Annotated in this window: 21 protein-coding genes and 1 tRNA gene; 12 read left to right on the plus strand and 10 right to left on the minus strand. The window is 72.4% G+C overall.

The genetic code is table 11. The features are described 5' to 3' along the window. The first annotated feature begins 133 nt into the window (after nucleotides 1-133). From BXA11_RS13930 to BXA11_RS44535, 7 genes are all read left to right on the plus strand, one after another. Entirely contained in the window at nucleotides 134-928 is a 795-nt protein-coding gene (locus BXA11_RS13930; protein ID WP_076434861.1) for a thioesterase family protein, read from the plus strand. Between the two features lie 82 nt (nucleotides 929-1,010). Beyond that, a complete protein-coding gene (murI, locus tag BXA11_RS13935; RefSeq protein ID WP_373320571.1) occupies nucleotides 1,011-1,847 on the plus strand; it encodes a glutamate racemase in 837 nt (278 codons plus the stop codon). Then, the gene (locus BXA11_RS13940) at nucleotides 1,844-2,596 is read left to right on the plus strand and encodes an MBL fold metallo-hydrolase (RefSeq protein ID WP_076434863.1); all 753 of its coding nucleotides are present in this window, start codon (nucleotides 1,844-1,846) and stop codon (nucleotides 2,594-2,596) included. Before murI ends, BXA11_RS13940 begins: the two co-directional genes overlap by 4 nt. A gap of 5 nt (nucleotides 2,597-2,601) precedes the next feature. Beyond that, nucleotides 2,602-3,318 (plus strand): ribonuclease PH, encoded by a 717-nt coding sequence (gene rph, locus BXA11_RS13945; RefSeq protein WP_076434864.1) that lies wholly within the window; start codon nucleotides 2,602-2,604, stop codon nucleotides 3,316-3,318. A 19-nt stretch (nucleotides 3,319-3,337) separates the two neighbouring features. After that, nucleotides 3,338-3,940: an RdgB/HAM1 family non-canonical purine NTP pyrophosphatase gene (gene rdgB / locus BXA11_RS13950; RefSeq protein ID WP_030510918.1), complete on the plus strand. Its 603-nt coding sequence runs from the start codon at nucleotides 3,338-3,340 to the stop codon at nucleotides 3,938-3,940. A gap of 58 nt (nucleotides 3,941-3,998) precedes the next feature. Then, nucleotides 3,999-5,801, plus strand: coding sequence for a molybdopterin-dependent oxidoreductase (locus tag BXA11_RS13955; RefSeq protein WP_308441051.1), 1,803 nt, complete (start codon nucleotides 3,999-4,001; stop codon nucleotides 5,799-5,801). A 119-nt stretch (nucleotides 5,802-5,920) separates the two neighbouring features. Next, nucleotides 5,921-7,729 carry a toxin glutamine deamidase domain-containing protein gene (locus tag BXA11_RS44535; protein ID WP_244303584.1) on the plus strand — a complete coding sequence of 603 codons (1,809 nt, stop codon included), beginning with the start codon at nucleotides 5,921-5,923 and terminating at the stop codon, nucleotides 7,727-7,729. A gap of 39 nt (nucleotides 7,730-7,768) precedes the next feature. Here BXA11_RS44535 and BXA11_RS13965 read toward each other — a convergent pair whose 3' ends face one another. Continuing rightward, a complete protein-coding gene (locus BXA11_RS13965) occupies nucleotides 7,769-8,770 on the minus strand; it encodes an alpha/beta fold hydrolase (RefSeq protein WP_143734254.1) in 1,002 nt (333 codons plus the stop codon). 40 nt (nucleotides 8,771-8,810) lie between these two features. Here BXA11_RS13965 and BXA11_RS13970 point away from each other — a divergent pair, with 40 nt between their 5' ends. Then, nucleotides 8,811-9,434 carry a TetR/AcrR family transcriptional regulator gene (locus BXA11_RS13970; RefSeq protein WP_076434868.1) on the plus strand — a complete coding sequence of 208 codons (624 nt, stop codon included), beginning with the start codon at nucleotides 8,811-8,813 and terminating at the stop codon, nucleotides 9,432-9,434. 125 nt (nucleotides 9,435-9,559) lie between these two features. Here BXA11_RS13970 and BXA11_RS13975 read toward each other — a convergent pair whose 3' ends face one another. The 4 genes from BXA11_RS13975 to BXA11_RS13990 all read right to left on the minus strand — a co-directional run bounded on the left by BXA11_RS13975 (nucleotide 9,560) and on the right by BXA11_RS13990 (nucleotide 14,929). Beyond that, on the minus strand, nucleotides 9,560-12,049 hold the full coding sequence (locus BXA11_RS13975; protein WP_076434869.1) for an ABC transporter permease: 2,490 nt from the start codon (nucleotides 12,047-12,049) through the stop codon (nucleotides 9,560-9,562). Between the two features lie 3 nt (nucleotides 12,050-12,052). Then, nucleotides 12,053-12,796 carry an ABC transporter ATP-binding protein gene (locus BXA11_RS13980; protein WP_030510913.1) on the minus strand — a complete coding sequence of 248 codons (744 nt, stop codon included), beginning with the start codon at nucleotides 12,794-12,796 and terminating at the stop codon, nucleotides 12,053-12,055. A gap of 113 nt (nucleotides 12,797-12,909) precedes the next feature. Further along, on the minus strand, nucleotides 12,910-13,575 hold the full coding sequence (locus BXA11_RS13985) for a response regulator transcription factor (RefSeq protein ID WP_208865564.1): 666 nt from the start codon (nucleotides 13,573-13,575) through the stop codon (nucleotides 12,910-12,912). A 172-nt stretch (nucleotides 13,576-13,747) separates the two neighbouring features. After that, nucleotides 13,748-14,929, minus strand: coding sequence for a sensor histidine kinase (locus tag BXA11_RS13990; protein ID WP_076434870.1), 1,182 nt, complete (start codon nucleotides 14,927-14,929; stop codon nucleotides 13,748-13,750). An 862-nt stretch (nucleotides 14,930-15,791) separates the two neighbouring features. Between BXA11_RS13990 and BXA11_RS13995 the strand changes: the two genes are divergently transcribed. Further along, the gene (locus BXA11_RS13995; protein ID WP_076434871.1) at nucleotides 15,792-16,076 is read left to right on the plus strand and encodes a hypothetical protein; all 285 of its coding nucleotides are present in this window, start codon (nucleotides 15,792-15,794) and stop codon (nucleotides 16,074-16,076) included. A 172-nt stretch (nucleotides 16,077-16,248) separates the two neighbouring features. On the opposite strand, the gene BXA11_RS45340 is transcribed toward BXA11_RS13995, so the two are convergent. From BXA11_RS45340 to bcp, 3 genes are all read right to left on the minus strand, one after another. Further along, complete coding sequence (locus BXA11_RS45340; RefSeq protein ID WP_275409705.1) at nucleotides 16,249-16,371, minus strand: hypothetical protein; 123 nt, start codon at nucleotides 16,369-16,371, stop codon at nucleotides 16,249-16,251. A 94-nt stretch (nucleotides 16,372-16,465) separates the two neighbouring features. After that, nucleotides 16,466-16,539, minus strand: a tRNA-Leu gene (locus BXA11_RS14000). Between the two features lie 527 nt (nucleotides 16,540-17,066). After that, on the minus strand, nucleotides 17,067-17,534 hold the full coding sequence (gene bcp, locus BXA11_RS14005; protein ID WP_076434872.1) for a thioredoxin-dependent thiol peroxidase: 468 nt from the start codon (nucleotides 17,532-17,534) through the stop codon (nucleotides 17,067-17,069). A 135-nt stretch (nucleotides 17,535-17,669) separates the two neighbouring features. Between bcp and BXA11_RS14010 the strand changes: the two genes are divergently transcribed. Beyond that, nucleotides 17,670-17,996 (plus strand): DUF3618 domain-containing protein, encoded by a 327-nt coding sequence (locus tag BXA11_RS14010; protein WP_076434873.1) that lies wholly within the window; start codon nucleotides 17,670-17,672, stop codon nucleotides 17,994-17,996. Nucleotides 17,997-18,091: 95 nt separating this feature from the next. Here the strand turns inward: BXA11_RS14010 and BXA11_RS14015 are convergent, their stop codons facing one another. Continuing rightward, nucleotides 18,092-19,267 carry an amino acid deaminase/aldolase gene (locus BXA11_RS14015; protein ID WP_076434874.1) on the minus strand — a complete coding sequence of 392 codons (1,176 nt, stop codon included), beginning with the start codon at nucleotides 19,265-19,267 and terminating at the stop codon, nucleotides 18,092-18,094. 201 nt (nucleotides 19,268-19,468) lie between these two features. Between BXA11_RS14015 and BXA11_RS14020 the strand changes: the two genes are divergently transcribed. Both BXA11_RS14020 and BXA11_RS14025 read left to right on the plus strand, forming a co-directional pair. Beyond that, a complete protein-coding gene (locus BXA11_RS14020; protein WP_076434875.1) occupies nucleotides 19,469-20,158 on the plus strand; it encodes a DUF6286 domain-containing protein in 690 nt (229 codons plus the stop codon). A 1-nt stretch (nucleotide 20,159) separates the two neighbouring features. Then, the gene (locus BXA11_RS14025; protein WP_076434876.1) at nucleotides 20,160-20,651 is read left to right on the plus strand and encodes a hypothetical protein; all 492 of its coding nucleotides are present in this window, start codon (nucleotides 20,160-20,162) and stop codon (nucleotides 20,649-20,651) included. Here BXA11_RS14025 and BXA11_RS14030 read toward each other — a convergent pair. Beyond that, nucleotides 20,580-22,007, minus strand: coding sequence for a hypothetical protein (locus BXA11_RS14030; protein WP_076434877.1), 1,428 nt, complete (start codon nucleotides 22,005-22,007; stop codon nucleotides 20,580-20,582). The genes BXA11_RS14025 and BXA11_RS14030 overlap by 72 nt on opposite strands. Between the last annotated feature and the right edge of the window lie 151 nt (nucleotides 22,008-22,158).

The raw sequence follows: 22,158 nt of genomic DNA on the forward strand, positions 1-22,158 counted from the left end.
CTGCGAGCCCGCCCGCCCAAGCCCGCCATGTACGCCTGCCCTGGGAGCCGGGCGTGAGCCCGCCGAGCGATTTGCGGGAGTGCCACGCTAGAGTAATCAGCAGAACAATATTCGGTAGAGCGGCGAGGGGCGCATGACCAAGTTCGACGAGGCGACGCAGGCCATCCGGGTCGACGACACCACCTACGACGTGTGTCTCGACGACGGATACTCCATCGGAGGGCCCCTCAACGGCGGCTACCTCATGGCCACGATGCTGCGCGCCGTGGTGGACGCCTCGCCGCACGCGCACCCCATCTCGACGAGCGCCCAGTTTCTGCGTGTGGCCCGGCCCGGCCCGGCCAGGGTGCTGCTGGAGCAGCTCAAGACGGGCCGTACAGCGGCGATGACCCGGGCGCGGCTCGTCCAGGACGGCGAGTCGTTCATCGAGGTGCTCGTCACGACCGCCACGCTGAACGGGGAGGCGGCCCCGGACTGGGCGGACGGCCCGTCCGCCGTCATGCCGGACCTCGCCGACTGCGTGCGCCTGCCGCAGCCCAAGCCCCAGTCGAACATGAACTTCAGCGCCCAGATGGAGCTCGTCTTCGACCCGCCCACGATCGGCTGGCTCACCGGCGCGCCGACCGGACGGCCCGAGTCGCGGGCGTATTTCCGGCTGGCCGAACCGCAGGACCCCGACCCGTACGTGCTGGCGCTGGCGGTGGACGCGCTGCCGCCGGTCGTGTTCTCGGCGGGGGCGCGGGGATGGGCCCCGACGGTGGAGCTGACCTGGCACCTGCGGGCCCTGCCCGCGCCGGGGTGGCTGACCCTGATCGGCGGCGGACGCCTGATCAGCGACGGCTGGTTCGACGAGGAGGTCGAGGTGTGGGACTCGGCGGGCCGGCTGGTCGCCCAGTCCCGTCAGATCGCCCGTCTGGGCCGAGGCTAGATCGCGCCTCCCCGCCGTCCGGCACGCGATGTGAGCATTCTTACCGTCGGCGGCGGGGATCAGTCCCCTAACCTTGGGAAGCGTGCCGGAGGACAACACCAGGGCGATCGGGATCTTTGACAGCGGGGTGGGCGGCCTGACCGTCGCCCGGGCGATCATCGACCAGCTGCCCCACGAATCGATCTTCTACGTGGCCGACACGGCCCACCAGCCGTACGGGCCCAAGAGGATCGCCGAGCTCCGCGCATACGCGCTGGAGGTCATGGACCACCTGGTGGAGCACGACGTGAAGATGCTGGTCATCGCGTGCAACAGCGCGAGCTCGGCCGTGCTCAGGGACGCCAGGGAGCGCTACGACGTCCCGGTCGTCGAGGTGATCCAGCCCGCCACCCGCCGGGCCGTGCGGGCCACGAGGAACGGCAGGGTCGGCGTGATCGCCACCCGGGCCACCATCGAGTCGATGGCCTACCACGACGCCTTCGCCGCCGCCCTCGACGTCGAGCTGGTCGCGGTGGCCGCACCCCTGCTCGTGGAGTTCGTCGAACGGGGCGAGACGATGAGCGAGGATCTGATCGAGGTGGTCAGGGGCTACCTCAAGCCGATCCAGGACGCGGGGTGCGACACGCTCATCCTCGGCTGCACCCACTATCCGCTGCTCACCGGCGCCCTGTCGTACGTCGCCGGGGACGGGGTCACGCTGGTGTCCAGCGCCGACGAGACGGCCAAGGACGTCTACCGCATCCTGCACGACCGCGGGCTGTCCAACGGCGCGGGCGAGCCGCGGCACCGCTTCCGAGCGACCGGCGACACCGAGCTGTTCGAACGGCTCGGGCAGCGCTTCCTCGGTCCAGAGCTCCAGTCGGTGGAGCGGACCGCCTCCGGCATCGGCGACGTGAGCGGCGTAGGGAGTTCGCGATGAAGTTGACGATCATCGGGTGTTCGGGCAGCTTCCCCGGCCCCGACAGCCCGTCCTCCTGCTACCTGATCGAGGCGGAGGGCTTCCGCCTGTTGCTCGACTTCGGCAACGGCTCCCTGGGCGCGCTGCAGCGGCACGCCGGGCTCTACGACGTCGACGCCATCCTCCTGTCGCACCTGCACGCCGATCACTGCCTCGACCTGTGCGCCTACCACGTCGTGCGCACCTACACCCCGGACGGCCCGCTGCCGAAGGTGCCCGTGCACGCCCCCGCCGGCGCCTCCAAGCGGCTCAACGCGGCGTACGCGATGCCGGACGAGCCCGTGCTGGAGAACTCCTTCGACTTCGTACGGCTGTCGCCCGGCACCCGGCACGTCGGTCCGTTCGAGGTGGCGGCCGCCGCGATGAACCACCCGGTGGAGACCTACGGCTTCCGCGTCACCCACCAGGGCCGCTCCGTCGCCTACTCGGCGGACACCGGCGAGTCGGCCGAGCTGGTCAAGCTGGCCCACGAGGCCGACGTGCTGCTGTGCGAGGCGTCCTTCCTCGACGAGCCGGGCCTGACCCCCGGCCTGCACCTGAGCGGCAGGCAGGCGGCCGAGCACGCCTCCCGCGCCGAGGCGGGCGCGCTCGTCCTCACCCACCTCGTCCCGTGGTACGACAAGTCCCGCATCCTGGAGGACGCCTCGCGCGGCGGCTTCGCCGGCCCGATGGAGTTGGCGCGGAGCGGGGCGGTGTATGACCTAGGGTGACCCGTATGGCTCGTTCACACGGTCGTCGTTCCGACCAGCTTCGCCCCGTGACCATCACCCGGAACTGGCTCGCCCACGCGGAGGGTTCGGTACTGGTGGAGTTCGGAGGCACCAGGGTGTTGTGCGCCGCGACGGTGGAAAGCGGCGTGCCCCGCTGGCGCAAGGGCAGCGGCCTCGGCTGGGTGACGGCGGAATACGCCATGCTGCCCCGGTCGACGAACACCCGCAACGACCGCGAGTCGGTCCGCGGCAAGATCGGCGGGCGCACCCACGAGATCTCCCGGCTGATCGGCAGGTCCCTGCGGGCCTGCGTCGACTACAAGGCGCTGGGAGAGAACTCCGTCGTGCTCGACTGCGACGTGCTGCAGGCCGACGGCGGCACCCGCACCGCCGCCATCACTGGGGCGTACGTCGCCCTCGCCGACGCGATCGCCTGGATGCGGCAGCGCCGGATGTGCCCAGGCGACCCCCTGGTGAACTCGGTCGCCGCCGTCTCGGTCGGCGTCGTCGGCACCGAGGCGATGCTCGATCTCGACTACAGCGAGGACGTCAAGGCCGAGACCGACATGAACGTGGTGATGACCGGCAGGGGCGACTACGTCGAGGTGCAGGGCACCGCCGAGGGCACGCCGTTCGACCGGACGGCGCTCAACGGCTTGCTCGACCTCGCCGCTGTCGGCTGCGCGGAGCTCACCCGCCTCCAGACCGAGGCCCTCGCCTGATCCACGGGAGAACGACAAGATGAACAAGGTGGTCCTGGCCACTCGGAACGCCGGGAAGATCGTAGAACTGCGCCGGATCCTCGCCGACGCCGGTGTGCCGGTCGAACTCGTCGGCCTTGAGGCGTTCCCGCACATCGGCGACGTGGCCGAGACCGGGCTCACGTTCGCGGAGAACGCGCTGCTCAAGGCACACGCGGTCGCCTCGCAGAGCGGACTGCCCGCCATCGCCGACGACTCCGGCCTGTGCGTCGAGGCGCTGAACGGCATGCCCGGCATCTTCTCCGCCCGCTGGTCGGGCCGCCACGGCGACGACGACGCCAACCTCGACCTGCTGCTCGCGCAGATCGCCGACGTGCCGGACGGCCGCCGCCAGGCCCACTTCGCCTGCACGGCCGCGCTCGCGCTGCCGACGGGCGAGGAGCACGTGGTGGAGGGGGCCGTGCACGGCCACCTCATCCGCGAGCGGCGCGGCACGGGCGGCTTCGGCTACGACCCGATCTTCGTGCCGGACGGCGACACCCGCACGACGTCGGAGATGTCGGCCGAGGAGAAGAACGCGATCAGCCACCGGGGCAAGGCATTCCGGGCCATCGCCCCGGTGATCGCCCAGGTCGTCTCGTAACGCCTCTCGTAATACCGCCGTAAGACCTCGGCGGGCGGACGGGCGTAGCGTTCGGAACGTGAACGCAGCAGGCACCCGCATGCCCGCCTGGGCGGCCGCGCTGACCGGTCTCGTCGCCGGCGCGGTGGCGCTCGGGGTGGCCCAGATCGTCGCCGGTCTGATCGATCCCGGCGCCGCGCCGGTCGTCGCCGTGGGCGGCACGATGGTCGACGCCACGCCCGCCGGTCTCAAGGAATGGGCGATCCGCACCTTCGGCTCCAACGACAAGCCGGTCCTGCTCGGCGGCATCGTCGTCGTGCTCGCCCTCGTCGCCGCCGGTCTCGGCCTGCTGGCCCGCCGCCGGAGGGCGTACGGCACGCTGGGCCTGGCCGTGTTCGGCCTCGTCGGCGCCGCCGCGGCGCTGTCCCGGCCGGACGCCGGGGTGGCGCACGTCCTGCCCTCGCTCGTGGGCGCCGCGGCCGGCGCGTGGACGCTGTCGCGCCTGACGCGCCGCGCGATGAGCAGCGGCGAGGAGGACTACGTCGCCGCCAGCCGGGCCGCCGACCACGCCGCGGCCGGCAGGGTCCTGGCGGTGCCCGCGCCGGCAGAGCGCACAACGGCAGCGCGCGCGAGGGCAGAGCGCGCGGGGGCAGAGCGCGCGAGGGTCGCAGGCGTGGGGGAGGAGAGCGGCGCGGCGGAGTCCGGTCTCGCCGCGCCCGCCGCCCCGCCGCCCAGCCCGTCGCCCGTGATGCCGGCCGTCATGCGGGCGGGAGCGGGGCCGGGCGCGGGACCGGACTCCGGTCCGTACGTCTTCGACCGGCGCAGGCTCCTGACCGGAGCGGCGGCGGGGGTCGCGGTGGCGGGCGTCGCCGGTTTCGGCGGATGGCTGCTGAAGGGCTCCAAGGACGCCGAACTGGCCCGGCGCGGCGTGGCGAGGATGCTGCCGCGCGCGGGCCGCCCGGCCGCGCCGATCCCCGCCGGGGCGGACCTGCGGATTCCCGGCCTCTCGCCGTTCGTCACGCCCAACGCGGAGTTCTACCGCGTGGACACCGCACTCGTCGTGCCGTCGGTTGACCCGGCCCGGTGGACGTTGAAGATCCACGGGCTGGTGGACAGGCCGGTCGAGCTGACCTTCGCCGACCTGCTGAAGCGCCCTCTCATGGAAGCGGACGTCACCCTGACCTGCGTGTCCAACGAGGTCGGCGGGCCGTACATCGGCAACGCCCGCTGGCTCGGCGCCCGGCTCGCCGACGTGCTGCGCGAGGCCGGGATCCGCCGCGAGGCCGACATGCTGCTCAGCGTCTCCCAGGACGGCTGGACCTGCGGCACACCGGTCGACGTAGTCATGGACGGCCGCGACGCACTGCTCGCCGTCGCGATGAACGGTGAGGTGCTCCCGGAGGCCCACGGCTTCCCGGTCCGCCAGGTCGTGCCCGGACTGTACGGATACGTGTCGGCGACGAAGTGGGTCACCGAGATCAGGGCCACCCGGTTCGACCGGGACGAGGGCTACTGGACGCCGCGCGGCTGGGCTCCCCGGGGCCCGATCAAGACCCAGTCCAGGATCGACCTGCCCCATGACGGGGACGAGGTCACGGCGGGCCGTACGACCGCTGCGGGCGTCGCCTGGGCCCAGCACCGCGGCGTCGACGCGGTGGAGGTGCGGGTGGACGGCGGAGCGTGGCGGCAGGCGCGGCTCGCCGACACCCCGGGACTCGACACGTGGCGGCAGTGGTCGCTCGACCTCGACCTGACGCCGGGCCGGCACACGATCTCCGTGCGGGCCACCGACGCCACCGGCTACACCCAGACTTCGGACGAGGCGCCGCCCGCCCCCGACGGCGCCACCGGCTTCCACACGATCGCCGTGACGGCCCGCTGACCGTCCCCGCGTGGTCTCCGGTGCAGAGCCGGGTCTGAAGTTGGGAAAACCCGCCGTGCCCCGGACGGCCCGCCTCTACCATCGGCACGCTGATGTGCGCGAGGAGGGGGGCCAAGCGCGTGAACCAGGAGAGGGCGCGCCGGCATGCGAGGTGGCGGTTGCCGTCGGGTGTGTACAACCCGGTCGTGTCGGCCGACGGCCGGCGATGGCGGGACTACGAGCAGGCCGCGGAGGCGCCTGCTCCCTCGCTGGAGGACCGACGCCTGGAGGTACGGCTCGCGGCGCTGCCGCTGGGCGTGGACACCGTGACCATGCCGGTGGTGCCGGCCGCGAGGAACGGCGACAACGGGGGACGCGGGGGCCACGGGGCCCACGGGCTGGGGGCGCCGGCCAGGCGGCGCGCGGGGTCGTCAGACCCTCGGGAAGCCGTCACCGCCGCGACGCCCGCAGGCGCCGGGACCACCCGGAGCACCGGGGACCAGGTAGACGCCGAGGATCCCGAGGAGTTCGGGGATTTCGAGGACGCACAGGACGTCGACGACGCTGAGGACGCCGGGGGCTTCGAGGAGGCCGGTGGGGAGGCTCGGGAGACGGCGGAAGAGGCGGTGGCCGAGGCGGTGGCCGAGGAGACCGCCAGGACACCCGACTGCACGCCGTCGCTCCCGGCAGAGTTGGGCGCGGCAGAGTTGCGCGTGGCAGAGTCCGGCGCGGAACAGTCCGGGTTGGGCGAGCCCAGCGTGGGGGAGCCCGCCGTCGAGGTGTTCGACGTGAGGGAGCCCGACGTGGGAGAGCCCGCTGTCGAGCTGCCCGCTGTCGAGGTGCCCGGCGTGGGGGAGCCCGGCTCGCACGTTTCCGGCGACCTCGCGCACGTGGAGGAGCGCCCAGACGTCGGAACCGAGGCGGACAGCTCCGACTCCGACTCCGACTCCGACTCCGAGGCCGAGGCCGAGGCCGAGGGCGGCGAGGGTGAGTACGAGGACGACGTCGAGGACCCGGCCGAGCCCGGGGATCACCTGGAGACGGCGGCCGCCGGGAAGCAGGACGGTGCGGCGGAAGACGAGGCCTCGCCGGCCGTGACGACCGTCGAGAGCGTCCGGCCGGTCGAGCCGCTGCCCGAGACGGGACACGACGTCGGTGCCCCGACCGGACAGGACGTCGGTGCCTCGACCGGACAGGACGAGTGGTTCGCCGAGACCGCGCCCGCGCCGACCATCGCCGTACAGCCGGGCATGGCTGCCGACAACGGTCCGGAGACGGGCGAACTCGCGGACGCCGACGACTTCTGGTCGGCCGTGCTGCGCGACGAGACCGAGCGCGACTGGCTGGACAGCCAGGGCCGGCCGCGACGGCTGGAGGAGACCCGCCCGTACGGCAGGCCCGGCGGCCTTGCCGAGGCGGATCCGGACGGCCAGGTGAGCCTCGTGCAGGCCGTGAGCGGGCGCTTCCCGGACCCGCGAGGCACCTGGATCCGCCTGATCAACGCCGAAGGCCCGACCGAGGACGCGTTCAGGTCCAACAACGCCGTCGACTGCGCGCTGTCGGTCATGTCCACTTGGCACGGCGAGCCCGTCGTGGCGGCACGCAGGCAGCCGGAGTACGACGGCTCGGGACGCCCGCTGCTGACCGGGGAGACCGGGGGAGTCGCCCGCGCCGAGGAGTGGCTCGGGCACCGCTTCGAGTACGTGGGCCACGGCCGCCGGGCCTACGTGGCGATCGCGCAGCGGCTGATCTTCGGCGGTCACGGTGCCGCCGCCGTCCTGATCACCCGCTGGGCCGGGGGAGGCAGCCACGCGTGGAACGCCGTCAACTGCCGGGGCGAGGTCCTGTGGATCGACGCCCAGCGGGGTCACATGGCCGTGGAACCGCCGTACGAGGATGTCACGGGGGTCTTCGCCGTGGTGATCGACCGCCAGGGCCGCCGCCTGTGACGGCCCTGGCGGAGAGCGCCTGCCCGACGGCGACGACGGTCAGTGACGGCGATGGAGAGTGTCGTCCGCGTCGAGCCGGTCGATGAAGTCGAGGACCCGGGCGGCGACCCGCTCGGGGAACTCGCCGTTGAGGGCGTGGGAGGCATCCGGCCACAGCTCGACGACGCCTTGGGCGAGCAGCCGGCGGGCGCGTTCCGCGGCCCTGCCCGGATGGTGGATGATGCTGCGCCCGGCGATCACGGCGAGGGTCGGTACGCCGACCGCGGCGACCTCGTCGTCCGAGGGGTACGCCGGCGGGGGGAGGAAGGCGGCGAAGTCTCGCATCCCGGCGGAGATCACAGCGGCGACCGGCTCGTCTCCGGCGACGTCGGCTCCTCCGGAGATCCAGCGCAGCAGCCGCTTTCGCCACGGTTCGGGGAGCGGTCCCACCGTTCCCAGCGAGACGGCGACCGCCTTCCAGGTGATCCGGCCGAACAGGCAGGCGGGATCGAGCAGGCTCAGGGAGGCGACCCTCTCCGGAGCGTGCAGGGCGAGCCGGAAGGCGGTCCACCCGCCGATCGACACTCCCAGTAGGTGCGTTCGGTCGAGGCCGAGCCCGGCAAGGAGTTCCGCGAGCCACACGGCATGGTCGGCCGCGCTCGCGAAAGGCCTGCTCTGCACCGAGAGGCCGGGCTCGCCGAGCAGGTCGATCGCGTAGACGACGCGGCCACGGGCGCGGAGGCCGGTGAGGTTCGGCGCCCACATCGGGGTGGACGCGGTGCGCCCCGGCAGCAGGAGGAGCGGTGTTCCGGAATCGGCGCCGTCCGCGCCGAAGCGGTAGGCGCGGACGGTTCCGAAGCCGGTCGGCACGTCCTGGAACCCGTCGTACGGCGGGAGGCCGGCCATGGCCCGGTCGTAGATCTGTCGGTAACGCGTGTAGGCCGGTGCGTCCGGGAAGTGCCCGAGGCGCCGCCGACGGAACTGTGCTCCGATGTTGGGCCGCACGAGGTCGTTCACGTACGGGTCCTCCCGTTCGCTCTTGGCAGTACGATCGTATTGCATTGCTATCACAATACGTTCGTATCGCAAAAAGGAGCGGATCGTGCCGAAGAAGGTCGATCATGCGGCTCGGCGGGAGGAGATCGTCCAGGCGGCGCTGCGGCTGTGCGCGCGAGACGGCCTGGCCGGAGTGACCATAGGGCAGGTGGCAGAGGAGGCCGGCGTCTCCAAGGGGCTCGTGCAGCACTACTTCGCCGGGAAGGCCGATCTGCTGCGCGCCAGTGCCCAAATCCTGAGGGCGGAGATCGAACGCCATGTCCGCGAGGCCGTCCGGGGCGCTCGCGGCCCGGCGGACACGCTGAGGTGCGTGCTGATCGCGATCGTCGAACTGGGCGTGACCGCTGTGGTTCCGCTGCTCGCCGGGCACGCGTTCGTGAGCATGGCCGTCGCCGACCCGGAGATCCGCGCCCTCTATCGTGCCGGCGGCGACGCCGTCCATCGCGAGATCGCCGCGTTGGTGGCGGCCTCAGGCGCGGCACCGAACGTCGACGCCGGCGCGGAGGCCCACGCGCTGCTCGGTCTCGCGCGCGGCCTCGCAGACGGGGTGCTGCTCGGGGAACTCGGCGTCGACGACGCGGTCGCGATAGTCGACCATCACCTCCGCCGGATCCTGCCTGAGGTGGCGACCGGCTCTGACACCCCCTCCTCGCGGCGGGTCTCCGAGTGACGATCGTCAGGCGTCGGCCCGGCCGGAGGCGGCGTGTGTGCTCCGGCCCGCCGCCCGGGTCACCCGCTCGCGCGGGCGGCCCGGGCGATTGTTGTACCGGTCCGGACGGCACGGGGGAGCGGCGGTCAGGTGGCGGCCAGCGCCCCGACGACCGAGGCCCGGGCCGCACGACGGGCGGGCAGCAGCGCGGCGAGCACCCCGGCCAGGCCCGAGGCGGCGATGAAGAGCAGGATCTGCCCGATCGGCAGCTGGAAGGAGACGTTCTCCGTGAACGTCGCCGTGGCCGCCCAGCCGTACACGATGCCGAGCACGACGCCGACGATCGCGCCCACCAGGCCGAGGACCAGCGCCTCGACCGAGAGCATGCCCCGCAGCTGCGTCCGGGTCAGGCCGAGGGCGCGCAGCAGCGCGGACTCGCGGGTGCGCTCGTGGACCGAGAGCGACAGCGTGTTCGCGATGCCGAGCAGTGAGATCACGATCGCGAGAGCCAGCAGCCCGGTGATGACCATGAGGATCGAGTCGAGCGCCTCGTCGAACTGGCCGCGGATCTCGGTGGTGCTGCCGACCTTGACCACGGGGTAGGCCGCCGTCGCGTCGTCCACGATCTTGCGCGCCCGCTCGGGGGCCACCCCGTCCGCCGCGTTCACCAGGACCTGCGCGTCGTCCACCCTGCCGAAGTGCCGCTCGAACGTCTGCTCGGCCATGGTGAACGGCGGCAGCAGGGACACGTCGGCCTTCAGCACAGCGACGACCTTGAGAGAGGTCCTCCGCCCGCCGGACGCGACCGTCACCGTGTCGCCGACCTTGACGCCGAGGTCCTTGGCCACGAGATCGGCCACGGCGACCTCGCCCGCGCCGAAGCCGTCCATGGTGCCGGACGCCGCCTCCGGCTTGATGGCGGTGCCGAGGGCCGACTGCGTGACCGTGCCCACCTCGAAGTCACGGCCGTTCACCTTGGCCTTCTTCCCGCGGAACTCGGTCACCGCGGCCAGGTCGCGGCTCGCGCGCAGCGTGTCGGCGACCGAGCGGGGGATCGTGCCCGTCTGCGCGGACAGGATGTAGTCGGCGGGGAACTGCTGGTCGAGCTGGTCGCCCACGGTGGTCCGCATCGTGGACGTCAGGACCGTCATGAACGTCATCAGCGTCACGCCGACGGTCAGGGCCACCGTCGTGGTCGCCGCCCGCTTGGGGTTGCGCCGCGAGTTGTCCACGGCGAGCCGCCCCGGCACACCGAACAGCCGTGCCGGCACCCAGCCGGCCAGCCCGCTCAGCGGCCGTACGATCACCGGGCCGAGGATGAGCACGGAGAAGAACACGAGCACGCCGCCCGCCATGACCGTCAGCAGCGCCGCCTGGCCCGGCTTCTGCAGCACGCCCGCCGCGGTGAGGCCGACCCCGGTCAGCACGAACAGGGCGGCGACGACCACCCGGACGACCCCGGTGCGGAACGCGTGCTCCTCCACCTGCGCGCGCAGCGCCGCGACGGGCGGCACGCGGGTGGCCTGCCGCGCCGGGAGCAGGGCGGCGCCCATCGTCACGACGACGCCGGTGCAGACGCCGATGGCGATCGCCTGCGGGGACAGGCTCACGGTGCCCGTGGGGATGTCCGTTCCGACGGCCCGCAGCACGGCGACCGCCGCGGCCCCGAGGCCGAGGCCCGTCAGCAGGCCGAGCACCGACGACAACAGGCCGACCACGGCCGACTCCAGCACGATCGAGCCGAAAACCTGCCGTTTGGTCGCGCCGATGCAGCGCAGCAGCGCCATCTCGCGCATCCGCTGCGCGACCAGGATGTTGAAGGTGTTGTAGATGACCAGCGCGGCGACGAGCAGCGCGACCGCGCCGAACAGCAACAGGCCCAGCCGCAGGAAGGACGTGTCCACGTGGTTGCGCTTGGCCACCTCGTCGGCGCGTTCTCGCCCGGTGACGACCTTCGCCTTACCCGCGGCCGCCGCGACGGCCGTACGCAGGCTCTCCGGCGAGGGGCCCGAGGAGACGACGTCGATCTCGGTGAAGCCCTTGGCGCCGGTGACGCGCCGAGCCGTGTCGGGAGTGAACGCGACCGCGCCCCGGTAGGCGAGGTCCTGGTCGAGGCCCACGTCGAAGACGCCGACGAGGCGGAACTGCTGCCGCTTGCCGGCCTGGTCGAGCACCGTGACGGTGGCTCCGGGTGCGAGCCCCTGCGTCTTGGCGGTGTTCTTGTCGAGCACCGCCTCGCCGGCGGCGGAGGGGGCCCGGCCGGAGGTGATCTTGATGCGGCTCGCCGGGATGGACACCCCGGCGGTAGGGACGTTCCCCACGACCTTGCCGTCCTTGCCGATCAGCGGCGCGTCCCCGGACACCATCGGCTGGGCGTCCTCGACGCCCTGCACCGCCCTGATCGCGGCGAGCGCGCTCTCCGGCAGATTCCCGTCGGGCTCGGCGTCGTCATCGGGCGTCACCACCACGTCCACCTTGTCGGCGTCCGCGGCGAACGACTGGGTGAACCCCGCGTCGATGGTGTCGGTGAGCACGAACGTGCCCGCGATGAAGCCGACCCCGAGCACGATCGCCAGGGAGGTGAGCACCAGGCGCAGGCGGTGCGCCAGGAGCCCGGTGAGGGTGATCCTGAACACGGCTCAGGCCTCCAGCGCCATCAGCGTGTCGAGCACGGTCTGCGGCGTCGGCCGCTCGACCTCGCTGACCAGCAGCCCGTCCCTGAGGAAGACCACCCGGTCGGCGTACGACGCCGCCCCGGGGTCGTGCGTGACCATCACGATCGTCTGCCCGAGTTCGCGTACGGACCTGCGCAGGAACGCCAGCACCTCGGCGCCGCTGCGCGAGTCGAGGTTGCCGGTCGGCTCGTCGGCGAAGATCACCTGGGGTTTGCTGATGAGCGCCCGCGCCACGGCGACGCGCTGCTGCTGGCCGCCCGACAACTCGCTCGGCTTGTGCCCGAGCCGGTCCCGCAGGCCGACCGTCTCGATCACGCGGTCGAACAACGCCTGGTCGGCCTGGCGTCCCGCGATCTCCAAGGGGAGCATGATGTTCTGCTCGGCCGTCAGCGTCGGCAGCAGATTGAACGCCTGGAAGACGAAACCCACGCGCTCGCGCCGCAGGAGCGTGAGCTGCTTGTCGTTCAAACCGGTGATCTCGACGTCGCCGATGGTCACCTGCCCGTCCGTCACGGTGTCCAACCCGGCCAGGCAGTGCATCAGTGTGGACTTGCCGGAGCCGGACGGCCCCATGATCGCGGTGAACGCCTCCGCGGCGAAGCCGACGTCGACGCCGCGCAGCGCGTGCACCGCCGCGTCGCCCTCGCCGTACACCTTTGTCAGTCCCCGCGCGACGACCGCGGTTCGAACCTGGGTTGTTGTGGTCATGACGCCACGCTATGAGCGTGATCAGCGCGTTTCCTCGGCCTCCCGGACGTTCTTGGCGTGCGGCCCCAGGACGGCCTCGCCGGGACGTGTGCGACCTGTGAGGTAGTCCGGTCTCAGCCCCGGGGATGATCGGGGGAGACCACGCCCGTCTCGTACGCGTAGACGACCACCTGGGCCCGGTCGCGCAGCCCCAGCTTGGCCAGGATGCGGCCGAGGTGGGTCTTCACGGTCGCCTCCGCGAGATGCAGTCGCGCCGCGATCTCCGAGTTCGACAGGCCGCGGGCCACCTGGACCATCACCTCCCGCTCCCGCGCCGTCAGCACGCCCGCGTCCTCCCGCCGCGCGTCCCCCTCCGGCAGGAGCACGGCGAAGCGGTCGAGCAGACGGCGGGTCGTGCTCGGCGCGACCACCGCGTCTCCGGAGTGAATGGACCGGATCGCGCTGATCAGCTCGGCCGGCGGCACGTCCTTCAGCAGGAACCCCGCCGCGCCCGCCTTGATGGCGGCGAACGCGTACTCGTCGAGGTCGAACGTCGTCAGGATCAGCACCTTGGGGCCGTCCGGCGCCGCGCAGATCACGCGGGCCGCCTCCACGCCGTCCATCCGCGGCATGCGGACGTCCATGAGGACCACGTCCGCCTCGACCGCGCGCAGCGCCTCGACGGCCGCCAGCCCGTCCGCCGCCTCGCCCACGACCTCGATGTCCGGCTGCGCCCCGAGAACCATCCGGAACCCGGTCCGCACCAGTTCCTGGTCGTCGACCAGCATGACGCGTATCACTGCCGCTCCGCTCCGCTCGTCATCGCCGCGATCCCCGTAACCGTACGCGGTGGGGCGACGGCCGGGTCACTGCCATCCGGGGAGGGCCGCCCGCCCCGGTCGCGGGGCGGCTGGGTATGGGGGCCGGGGGAGGACCGGTCGCCACGGTCGCCGGTGCCGGGGGACGGGCGCGTCACGCGGCCACCCCGAGGGGAATGCGGGCGACCACCCGGAACCCGCCGCCCGGCCGGGGAGCGGCCTCGACGCTTCCGCCGTACATCGCCGCCCTCTCCCGCATGCCGATCAGCCCGTGCCCGCCGACCAGGCGCGGCGCCGCGGCGCCCCTGCCGTCGTCGCTGATCCTCAGCTCGATCTCGCCCCTGCCGTACGTCATCTCCACCCAGGCCCGCGTGCCCGGGCCGCCGTGCTTGAGCGCGTTCGTCAGGGCCTCCTGCACGATCCGGTAGACGGCGAGCTGCTCGCCCTCCGGCAGGGTCCGCGCGGTGCCGGACACGGTGAACTCCGTCGGCAGCCCCGAGTCCCTGACCTGTCTGATCAGGTCGCCGAGCTGGGCGACGCCGGGCTGCGGAGCGTACTCCTCCGCCGGGCTGCCGGCGTCCTGCCGCAGCACGCCCACCAGCCTGCGCATCTCGGCCAGCGCCTGCCGCCCGGTTGCCGAGATCGCCTGCATCGCACGCCGGGCCTGCTCGGGGTCGCCGTCGATGGCGTACCCCGCGCCGTCGGCCTGGACGACCATCACGCTGACGTTGTGGGCGACCACGTCATGCAGCTCGCGGGCGATGCGGGCGCGCTCGGCCGCGGCGGCGATGCGCGCCTGCTGGTCACGGTCCCGCTCCGCCCGCTCGGCGCGTTCGACCAGGCTCTCCACGTAGCGACGGCGCGTGTTGGCGTAGATCCCGGCGAGCCAGACGGCGACGATGAAGGCCGAAGACGACAGCCACGCCCGCCCGGCCTCGGGAGTCCAGCGGATCATCGCCAGCAGCAGCCCGAGCTCCGCGACCGCCCCGGCGGCCAGCGCCCACCGGAGCGTGCAGCGCGAGGCGACGTTGTACAGCGCGACGAGCACCGCGATGTTGGCGGGCAGGATGACGACGTTGAGCAGCCACTGGACGAAGCTGACGGTGGCGACCGCCGCGAACACCTCCCGGGGGTGGTCGCGGCGCCACACCAGCGGAACGATGAGCGCGGCCGACAACAGCAGCAGCCCGGGCACGTCGACCTGTCGTGCCCCGATCGATCCGGCCTTGCTGAACACCTCGATGGTGATCAGGCTCAACAGCGCCAGCGGGGAGATCGTGAGCGCGTCCACGAGCTTGCTGTGGCGCCGGGTCCAGGCGCGCAGTCTGCCGAACACGTACCCAACCCTATGTATCGGCTGCTCAGGAAGGTCTCACCCTTGCGGCGGATACGGCGGTACGACTCAGGTCGCAGTCGTTTGTCGCGCTTACGCCGTTTTTACGGATCACGGCGCATCCTTGTCCTCGGGAACGCTTCTCTGAAGCGGGTAAAGGGAGATTTGGATGGCGGATCAGGACGCGGGGTCGCGCGGCGCAGGGGACGAGCCGCGCGGCCCGCGCCCGGAGCCGGAGACCGGGCCGGTCCGGCCGGGTGAGCCCACCGCGACCAGCGGATCGGCCGAGCCCACTGCACCCGACGAGCCCACTGCGCCTGACGCTGCGTCTCACGCGCTCGCCGCGCCGGGCGCGCGAACGCGGCCGGAGGGGAGCGGGCCGGTCATGTCACCCGCCGGGTCCACTTCGCCGACCGGGCCGGTCGGGCCCAACGGGCCGACTGCGCCCCTGCCTCCTGGGAACACTCCCACGTCATCCTGGACCAGCCCGGCCGGCCCGCCCGGTGCGGCAGGACCGGGATCGCCGCGGACCGGCCCCGGAAACACGCCCGGGGGAGTAGGGCCGGGATCGCCACGGACCGGGCCGGCAAACACGCCTGGGGCGGCAGGGCCGGGATCGCCGTGGACCGGCCCCGGGAACAGGCCTGGCGCGGCGGGGCCCTATTCAACGGGGCCCTATTCAACGGGGCCATATGCGACTTGGGCAGGCGCTGCAGGCCCTGCAGGCCCGGGCCGACCCGGGCCGGGAGCCGGAGGCGCGCCTCCGACCAGCAGCGGCTATGCCTTCGGCCCCGGCGGCGCGGGATGGAACGCCCCGGGCTGGCAGGACCCCCGGGCACGGTTCGCGTCAGCTCCGCGGCCTGGCATGCCCGTGCGCCTGGCGGCTCGGCTGCCTCGCGGACACGCCGGGCAGCTCGTCGCCGTCGGTGTCGCGTCCGCGATCGTCGGAGCGCTCCTCGGCGGTGGCATCGTCGCCGTCACCGGCATGGTCTGGGACCGGGCGGACGCCGGAACGAGCTGGGTCGGCGGAAACGACCCGCAGCGGTTCTTCCCTCGCGGCTTCGGCCAGGACGCGCCGCAGGGTCAGGACGGCCTGCCCCCCTGGTGCAGGCAGACCGACGCCGGAGTGCGCTGCCAGGCGCCCGGCTGAGACGTCCCGCATTCCCGACAGGCGCGTGCCGGCGGAGGGGCCGGCGCGCGCCTGCAGGTTTTCCACGCGTCGGCGCTGTCGGCCCTGAATTCCCATAAGCCTTTGTCGGCGGCACGTCGTAGGTGCCGTCACCTGTTTTGACGACTCCGCTGAAAGCCCTGCCCGATGACGGTCACTCCCGCTCGCTCTGGGCGCGGAGCAGAGCGATCGCCGTTCGGATGGCCGCGGTCCGCGAGCGCGCTCTTCCGGTGGACACGAACCGCTCCAGGAAGGACAGGTCGTCGGCCCCGAGCATCAGGTTCAGCTTCGCGAGTGCAGGCCGTTCGGAATTCGGCGGCTTCCGCGCTCTCGAATGATTTCCCGGCTCGCCATTATCATCTGAATCGCAGTGGGGTCGACGAGATTCGAACTCGCGCTGTACGGTACCTAAAACCGTTGCCTCTGCCGATTGGGCTACGACCCCTTTTCCTCTTCCCTTGCCCGCGAAATTCTCCGTCTGGGAATGACAGTTGGGGCAAAGGAACCGCAGGTTCTCTTTTCTGTTGTCCAGCCAATTGCCGTTGATGTGGTCGATGTGCAATGTCAGCGGCCGACCCTGCCAGGCGCCGCCTATCCTACAGTCTGCGCAGACGTATGGGACTCCTACTTCCTGCAGCGCCCGCCTGAGCTTGCGAGGCTTCTCACGACCGGATCCCGGGGGCAGCAGCACGAGGATCTCCACAGGCAGGTATCGACGGGGAGTCGGAGTGCTTCTGTCCGAAGAGGGCCTGCCGAAGTGGGATGTGTCGATGCCGAAGTGCTTGAGGCGGCGGCTGATGTGGGCGTGGGCGCCACCCGACCACGGGATGCCGAGACAGCGCAGCACGTCGGCGACGCTGCTCGCGCCGGCCGCCGCGTCGGCGAGCAACTCGGGGGTGTATTTGTACTTCGCCATGCCCCGGAATTTATCGGCCGCGGCCGACAATTCCGGGAGCGTGGCAAAGGGATATCTCAAGAGATTCCCAGCTCTTTTGTGAGCCGGGCGACGTGACCGGTGGCCTTCACGTTGTAGAGGGCCTTCTCGACCTTTCCGTCCGGGTCGATGACGAACGTGGAGCGGATGACGCCCATGATGGTCTTGCCGTAGTTCGTCTTCTCGCCGTACGCGCCGTACGCCTTGTGCACGTCCAGGCCGGTGTCGGAGAGCAGGGGGAAGGTGAGCGCGTCGCGCTCGCGGAACTGCCGCAGCTTGGCGGGCTTGTCCTTGGAGACGCCCAGCACCACGAAGCCCTGCGCCGTCAGCGCGCCGAGGTTGTCGCGGAAGTCGCAGGCCTGCTTGGTGCATCCGGGGGTCATCGCCGCCGGGTAGAAGTACAGGATGACCCGCTTTCCGCGGAACGACTCCAGCGAGACCTCGTTGTCGTCGGCGTCGATCAGGGTGAAGTCCGGCGCGGCGTCGCCGGGCTGGAGCTTGCTCATCACGTCCTCCGGAAAAAGGTGACCCGCGGCGATCGGCGGGCAAGCGTCAACCAAACTACCGGCTCAGCCGCTGTGCGGGGCGACCGCCGGACCTGGCAGACTGATCACACACGAATACCACAGGAGGGGGATCGCATGGCGGACACCGATCCCGATGCGCTGGAACGGAAGATCGAGCGCACGCGGGCGGAGCTCGCTCGCACGGTCGACGCCATCGCGGACCGGGTGAGCCCGAAGCGGGTCGCGGAGCGCGGCGTCGCGAAGGCGAAGGCCAACGCGCGCGACTTCGTCACGTCGATGGAGGACATGGTCCTGGGGCCGCGCACGTACGTCCCGGCAGACGGCGAGGGCGAGCAGCCCGGGGAGAATCCGGCGCCCAGCATCGCTCCGGTGCTGATCGGGATCGGCGTGGTCGTCGCCGTGGGCGCGGCCATCGTGCTGTTGCGCCGCCGCTCCCGCTGACCCGCCGAGGGACGCCGCCGTCGTGACCGGGTTCACGGCGGCGTCCGCGTTCTCACCGGCCGTTGGAAGGGTCCGTCACAAGGCCGGGCCGGCGGTCACAGGAACGTCCTGCCCTCGCCGCGATAGGTCGGGACCTCCTCCGTCACCTGATCGCCCTCGACCAAATGCAGAGTGGCGAACCGCTCGCACAGCTCCCCGGCCTTCGCATGGCGGAACCAGACACGGTCGCCCAGGCGGAGGTCGGCGGCGGCCTCGCCGAGAAGCGGCGTCTGCACCTCGCCCGCCCCCTCGTCCGGGTGGTATCTGAGCCCCGCCGGCAGGTACGGCTGGGGCAGCCGGGTGGGCCCGGAGGCTCCGGAGGCGGGGTAGCCCCCTCCGAGCACGGTGGCGACGTCCGGCGCCGGCTTGCGCACGACCGGCAGGGCGAACAGCGCCGCCGGACGGCCGGTGAAGCCCCGGTAGAAGTCGAACAGCCGGGGATGGAAGAAGCCCGAGCCCGCCGCGACCTCGGTGATCGCCCGCTCGGCGGCGGTCTTCTCGATGCTTCCCGTTCCGCCGCCGTTGACGAACTCCAGGTCGGCGACCTGGCGTACGGCCTGCACAATCCGGCCGCGCCGCACGACCAGCTCGCGGCGCGACCGTTCCTGCATCCAGCGCAGCGCGCGGCCGTACGGTCCCGGAACGTCGTCGCCCACCCCGGCGATCTGGGCCTCGTACGCCATGAGCCCGGTCAGCCGCAGCCCGGGACGCTTGGTGATGTGCGCGGCGATCTCGGCGGCCTGCTCGGGGTCACGGATCGGCGACCGCAGCGCGCCCGCCCGGAACGCGCCGCCGAAGGCCACGAACCCGGCGTCGATGTCCAGGCACACCCGGATGCGGTGGGGGAGCCGCAGGCTCTCGATGAGGTCGAGGTGTTCGGGCGAGTCCACCATGACGGTGATCTCCCGCGCCGCGACCTCGTCCGATCCCAGGGCGCGCAGCGCGGTCCTGTCGGCCGTGGGATAGGCCACGAGCACGTCCCGCAGGCCGGTGGAGACCAGCCACAGCGCCTCGGGCAGCGTGAAGGCCATGACACCCGAGACGCCGTCCATGCGCAGGACCTGTTCGAGCACGGCCCGGCAGCGGATCGACTTGCTGGCCACCCGGATCGGCTTGCCCCGGGCCCGGCGCACCATGGCGGCCGCGTTCGACCGGAGCGCGTCCATGTCGAGGACCGCGAAGGGCGGCTCAAGGTGGGCCGTCGCCTGGTCGAGGCGCTGTCGGTCGTCCATGGGCGCAGCCTAATACGGCGCCGCCGGGAAATACATGAGTGCCGTTCACGTTAACCGTGCCCGGGCAAAATCCTCGCCGTGGACCCTCCATGATCGCGCAAGGCCGCGGGTGACCGGCCCGTCCCGCCACCGCTCCGTGTACCCATGGTGAGGTGACTACCGAGCGGACCCGGCACGGTGAACGGGAAGGGTGAACGGCTGATGAGCGTCGTGCAGGGAATCCTGGCGGGTTCGTCGGCGAGGAGCGCCAAGGGCGGGGGCGCCGAGGGCGCCGGCGGCGCCCGCAGTGTGGGCGGCGGCGACGGCGTCAACGGTGCCGGAAGCGACACAGGCGGCAGGGGCGCCGCGGCGGGCCGGCGGAGCGCCGTGCGCCTCCTGCGGCCGGGCCGGACCCCGGCCGCCGTCGTGGTCGCCGCCGTGATCGCCCTGCTCGGCTGGGTGCTCACCGCCGTGGTCGTCGCCGTCATGCTCGGCCTGTCCCCGGACGTGCGGCTGCCGCCCCGGCTGCTGAACCTCACGACGGCCGACCCCGCCGTTCCCGCCGCCGCGGTCGGCATGATCGTCTGCGGTGCGGGCCTGGTGGCCCTCGCGCTCGTTCCCGGCCGTCCCCGGCTCATGCCCCTGGAGTGCGCGGACCCGCTGCTCGCGATGGGCCTGACCCGCGCCGGCCTGCGCAGGACGCTCGCCGCCTCGGCCAGGGAGGTCGAGCACGTCCGGCGGGCCGGCGTCCACATCCTCCGCCGGCGGATCGAGGTCACCGTGGTGGCCGACGCAGACACGACCGGCGCCCTGCTGCGCGAGGTCGGCGCCGCGGTCGGGGACCGGCTGTCGGGCCTCGGCGTACGGTCCCGCCACGAGGTGGTCGTACGGCTGCGCAGGAGAGGAGGCTGAGGTGCGTCCGCGATGGGGGAACCGCGTCGGGCTCTTGCTGGTGGGTCTCGCGCTGGTCGCGGGAGGTTTCGGCCTGCTGGCCACCGTGCGCCGGCGGCCCGGCGCGGTCCTGATCGACGCGAGCGTGGCAGACGGGAGCGTGGCCGACGGGAAGCCGTGGGCGCTGCCCCTGCTGGCCGGGGCGGCGATGGTGCTCGCCCTGGTCGCGACCCGCTGGCTCTTCATGGCGCTCGGCTGGGGCCGGGTCGGCAGCCGCACCGGCGGCGGCATCGCCATGCTCGGCGTGGCGCTGAAGGGGATCGACGGGATCGGCCGCATCTCGGTCAGGCTCGTGCGCGACGGCAGGGTGCGGGTGTCGGTGTCGCTCCGGCGGTCGGCCGACCTGCGACAGGTGATCAGGCGGCTGGACGAGTCCGCGGTCTCACGCGTTCGCCGCGCGGTCGGCCGCGACGACGCGCTTGCGGTCGTTCGCCTTCACGTCCGCCGCCGCTGACCGCCCCTCCCTGCGCCATGGCGCAGGGGTCGCGCCCGTGCCGAGGGCGAGGCCGGCGGCCAGACAGGCGAGCGGCACGACGGGCACCACATAGCGGTGGTCGAAGGCGGCGATCAGGGGTGGCAGCAGAAGCAGAACCGCCGCCGCGGCCCAGGGCAGCAGCGCCGTCCACCGCCGGGCCACCAGCCCGGCGAGCCCGGCCAGCAGGATCACCGCCAGCAGCGGCCCCCGCAGGAAGCCCTGCTCCTGGTAGGCGCGCAGCCATCCCGCGAACGGCTCGACCACCTTGGTGTCCCCGGAGCTTCCCTGGTAGGCGGTGGTCAGCTCACCGGCCGTACGGCCGCCGGAGGCCACCTTTGAGGTGAACGGCTTCACCGAGGTGGGGAACACGTACGCGCTCTGCGGGCCCGGGGCGGGGTAGACCTTCCGGTCCCATTCGAACGCCCACATGGCGTCGTGCAGCCCGGTCGTCAGGAAGTCGAGGGGCTGGCTGCGGATCGCCAGCGAGGCGAACTCGCTCGCCAGCCGGTCCTTGTCCTTCTTCACCCGCTGGATGGGCGAGTCGGCGGCCCAGATGTAGGCGGGTGCGGCGAGCCGGGGCTCCGGCGGGCACAGCACCGCCAGCTCCTTCGGCGGCTTCATGACCGAGCAGTCGGCGAAGGTCATCGTGCGCGACCACAGCCACGTGCTGCTGCCGCCCATCCCGTACGACCCGTGGGCGTCGTGGAACCAGACGGCGTACCCGCCGAGCACGGCGGACGCGGCGGCGAGCCCCGCGAGCGCGGCCCTCCAGCGTCCGGCCAGCACCACCGGCAGCAGCGCCAGCGCGATCAGGGGCAGCCCGAGGGTGCGGGTGACCGTGGCGAACCCGAGCAGCAGCAGCGCCGCGACGACGGCCCACGCGCCGGGCCTGGGACGCCACAGCAGGATCGTCACGGCGGCCACGACCAGTGCGGTGAACAGCAGGTCCGCCATGACGAGGTGCTCGAGCTGGATCTGGTGGACGTCGAGAAGCACCGGCGCCGCCGCCAGCGCCGCTCCCCAGCCCGGCAGCCGGGTGCGGCGGCGCAGCACCGCGTACACGCAGACGGCCATGCCGAGACCGAGCAGGTGCTGGACGATCACGACGGCGGTGATGCTGCCCAGCGGGCTCAGCGCCGCCAGGAACAGCGAGTAGCCGGACGGCCGCGAGGGCAGTGGCCGCAGGTCGAGTGCCGAGCTGAGGTAGGCGAAGGAGTCGGCCCAGAACCACAGGGCGGGCCGGTAGCCGAGCACGGCGAGCGCGCGCAGTGCGACGCCCGCCGCCAGCACGACCAGGAACGCCCGATGCGGGCGCAGCGCCTCGCGCCACCTCACGTGACGGCCCTCCTCCTCGCCGGGGAAGTCACCACCTTATTGGCTCCGGCCGACGTTCTGCCCGCGTGCATGATCACGAACGGCTCACGGCAGGTCAGGTGGGTGCTCGCCGATTTCCTGCATGATCACGAAGGGTTCCGGTGCAGGTGAG

The organism is Microbispora rosea (assembly GCF_900156315.1).
GTDB lineage: Bacteria > Actinomycetota > Actinomycetes > Streptosporangiales > Streptosporangiaceae > Microbispora > Microbispora rosea.